Raw genomic sequence first — 3,725 nt, 5'->3', positions numbered from 1 at the left:
GTTGCGGCCCGGCTCGGCCGTGATCCGGCGCAGGCAGGACGCGAGCGAGGCGGGCTCACCCGGCCGGTGCAGCAGCCCGGTCACCCCGTCCTCGACGAGTTCGACGAAGGCGCCGTGACCGGCGGCGACAGCCGGGACCCCGGCCGCCATCGCCTCCACGACCACCAGGCCGAACGTCTCCAGCCACGTGGAGGGGACCACCACGGCCACCGACCGCTCGACGGCCCGCCGGCACTCGGCCGCGTCGTACAGGCCGACGTACCGCACGTCGTCCCGGCCCGACGCCCAGGCGGCCACCTCCCGCTCCAGCGGTCCCGCGCCGGCGATCACGAGCGGCACCGCCGCAGCGCCGTCAGCGGCGAACTCCTCCCACGCCGCGATGAGCAGCCGCACGCCCTTGGCCTCGGCGAGCCGGCCGAGGAAGAGCAGATGCTCGCCGGTGCCCGCCCGGCAGGCGCCCGGGTCGGGCACGAAGTTGTGCTTCACGGCCAGTCGCTCGGCCGGCATGCCGGCCCGGACCAGGACGTCGCGCTGCGCCGCGGAGATGCAGAAGAACCGCTCCACCCCGGACCACCAGCGCCGCCGGTTGACCGACAGGCTGACCGCGAGCGGCACCGTCGCCAGCCGGGAACCCCGGTAGCAGCCGTGCCGGACGGCGGGCAGCGGCGTGGCCCCGACGCACTCGGTGCACGGCCTGCCGTCCCGCTGCAAGGTGCCGGGCGGGCAGACCTGGGTGTAGTTGTGCAGCGTGGCGACGGCGGGCACACCGGCGTCGGAGCAGGCGGCCAGCACCGCCGGCGACAGCAGCGGGAAGACGTTGTGGACGTGCGCCACGTCCGGCCGGTCGGCGCGGAGCCGGGCGGCGAGTTCGGCGCGGACCGCGCGGTTCCACGGCACCCGCAGCGCCACCCCGGCCTTGCCGGGCAGCGATCTGGCGGCGATGTCGTCGCTGCACCGCTCGAACACCTCGACCCGGTGGCCGGCCTCCCGCAGCAGCGCCACCTCCTGGTCGACGACCTTGTTCTCACCGCTCGGCTGCGCCGAGGCGTAGCGGTTGTGCACCACGAGGACGTGCATGCTCAGGCCACCTCCGACGTCCGCGCCCATCGCGGGACGTGTCGTCGCCGGACTTCGGGTGCCGGTGGGCGGTCTGCCGTGGCAGGTGCCGCCAGCAGCGACGCCGCCACGGCCAGGTGCAGCAGGTACGGCGAGGCGTCGCCCAACCCGGCCTCGGTGTACGACGCGATCGCGCAGTAGCTGATCAGGAAGATCGCGCAGGCCCTCGACAGCGACGGCGGCCGCAGCAACGCGACGCCGCCCAGCACGACGACGATCGCCGACACCAGGGCGACGCCGATCACGCCCTGCTCCTGGTAGACGGCCAGCCAGCTGTTGTCGATCGGCAGTCCGCCGAACGACTTGTCGCCCAGGCCCGTGCCGAACAGGTGCTCCGTGGTCGACCGGGGTGCCGCCAGCAGGGCGTCCCAGACCTTGGCCCGGCCGGTGAGGCTGGTGAAGTGCTCCTGGCTCTGCCCGCGCAGGAACCACGCCTGCACCGCGGAACCGAGCCCCACCGCGGCCACCGCGGTGCACAGCACCGCCCAGGCGAAGAACCGGCGGGCGGCGGCGCTGGTCAGGAGCAGCGAGCCGATCGCCAGCACCAGCCCCGCCAGCAGGCCGAGCGTGGCCGTCCTGGTGTGCGTCAGCGCGAGCAGGACGAGCGCCGGCACGACGACCACCGCCGCGCTGCCCCGGTCGGCCCGGCGGCCCAGGACGAGCAGCACCGTGAGCCCGATGACCACCGCGGCGTACTGTCCGATCTGCGGCGGGGTGAGCGGCCACAGGGCGCCGACCAGCCGCCCGCCGTACAGCTCGGGCATGGCGGTGCCCGGTGAGAGGACCGCGCCGGCGGCCACCGATCCCAGGACCAGGAAGTACGTCCGGATGTGGTGCCGGACGAACGTCGGGCCGCCGTCCCACCAGCGGCTGAGCAGCCACAGCGTGCCGACGAAGAGAGCCAGCCGGGCGCAGCGGAACAGCGCGCCGAACCCGGACTCCAGGCTCGCGCTGGAGATCACGCTCGGCACCAGCAGCAGGGTGAGCAGGAACAGGAAGGCACCGGGGCGGATGCGCAGCCGGGTGTTGACCGCGAGCGCCAGCGCGAACGCGGCGACCAGCGCGCCCATGGTGACCATCTGGATGAGGGAGCGGGGCAGCGGGACGATGGTCTGCGCCCCGGCGGAGCCGAGCGTGTTCAGGATCAGCAGCCCCCAGACCGTCCCGACGATCCTCGGCGCGTGGTCAGCCGCCATCTCAACCACCTCCCCCTGCGCGGAAGGTGCTGCCCGCGTCCTGCCGGTACGGCGCTCCCTGCCACTGCACGGCGTCGAGGACCCGGCTCGGGTCGTGGGCGACGAACGTCCATGCTCCGAGATAGACGTTGTCGTGCCAGCGGTTCCGCTGCTCGTGGGTGATCGCCTCGGCCACCCGCTCGCCCTGGTACGGCGACCAGTCCGGGTAGGTGCCGTAGTTGGCCAGCACCGCCATCCGGTCGCACTTCACCGTGCAGTCGACGACGGACTTGTCCAGCAGGAAGCGGTTGCCGCGGATGTCCACCCGCTGGGTGCGCCACCGGCAGTCGTCGTACAGCGGTGCGGTGGCGATGCCCGGCTGGGCGCAGCGGTCGGGGTCCTCGACCAGCAACGTGCAGTCCCCGGACGAGGTGTTGGCCGGGCTGTTGCAGAAGCGGTCGGCGTTCTCCCACAGGGTGATCCCGGACCAGTTGTCCTCCAGCACGTTCCGGTGGATCTCGATCTTGTCCGTGCGGGCCCGGATCCGCGGTTCGCCGCCGGACTCCGACACGTAGAGCGTCGCGAACGGGAAGGTGTCGCCGCGGTCGGCGTACCTGCGGCCCGCGACCCAGTTGTTCCGCCGGATCAGGTTCCTCCGGATGACCGCGTTGTAGCTGGTCTCGTAGATCAGCGCGGCACCGTCGTTGGCCTCGACCACGTTGTCCTCGATGCGGAAGTCGTTGTTGTTGGTGTCCGCCCACAACCCGGTTCCGCGGTTGTCGTGCACCCAGTTGCCGCGTACGTCGGCGCCGTCGACGGCCCAGAACTTGACGCCTCCGGTGCAGCCGCAGCCCGGGCGCCGCCGCTCCCAGTCGCCGGTGTTGTTGCCGGTGATCTCGTTGCCCTCGACGACCAGGCCGGTGATGAGGCCGTCGGCCTTGTACGCGTTCATGCCGTACTGGCCGTTGCCGCGCAGGCAGCTGGCGCGAACCTGCTGCCGGGCACCGGCCATCAGCCCGGCGCCGGAGTTGTCCTCGATCACCGCGTGCTCGATCACCCAGCCGTCGGCCGAGTCGTGGTTGACCACACCCTCGTCGTGCGGTGCGACGAAACGCCGCACGGTCAGATGGCGGATGGTGACGTCGCGGGCGGAGCCGCCGAACGCGTACTGGTTGGTCTTGCCGCCGTCGAGCACCGAGCCCGGCGCGCCGAGGTAGCTGTTCCCCTCCTTGGGGACGACCTGGGCGTACCGGTGCGGTGCGAGCCGGTGCTTGCCCGGCGCAAGCCAGAACGTGGTGTGCGCCGGACTGCTCTTCGTCTTCGCCGCCAGGTCACCGGCCACCGCGGGGTCTACCGTCACCGCTCCCGCCGGCGCCTCCGCCGGCCCGGCCGCGGGCTCGGCGCACACCCGGGCAACGGAAGCGGACGGCGCCG

At 72.9% G+C, this 3,725-nt stretch carries 3 protein-coding genes; all 3 read right to left on the bottom strand.

The features are described from left to right. On the bottom strand, positions 1–1,077 hold a 1,077-nt coding region (locus ACYVE9_RS18940; protein ID WP_461029073.1), incomplete at its 3' end, for a glycosyltransferase. Positions 1,078–1,079: 2 nt separating this feature from the next. Then, entirely contained in the window at positions 1,080–2,312 is a 1,233-nt protein-coding gene (locus tag ACYVE9_RS18935; RefSeq protein ID WP_461029072.1) for an O-antigen ligase domain-containing protein, read from the bottom strand. Position 2,313: 1 nt separating this feature from the next. Then, positions 2,314–3,725 (bottom strand): right-handed parallel beta-helix repeat-containing protein (locus tag ACYVE9_RS18930; RefSeq protein WP_461029071.1); only part of this gene is annotated, 1,412 nt, incomplete at its 5' end.

The organism is Streptomyces sparsus, assembly GCF_054776295.1.
Note: the sequence above shows the minus strand (reverse complement) of the source record. Positions and strands in the feature narration are given on the sequence as shown.

Coding starts and splice junctions, on each gene's coding strand:
- ACYVE9_RS18935 (WP_461029072.1), bottom strand. CDS start 2,312: ATGGCGGCTGACCACGCGCCGAGGATCGTCGGGACGGTCTGGGGGCTG.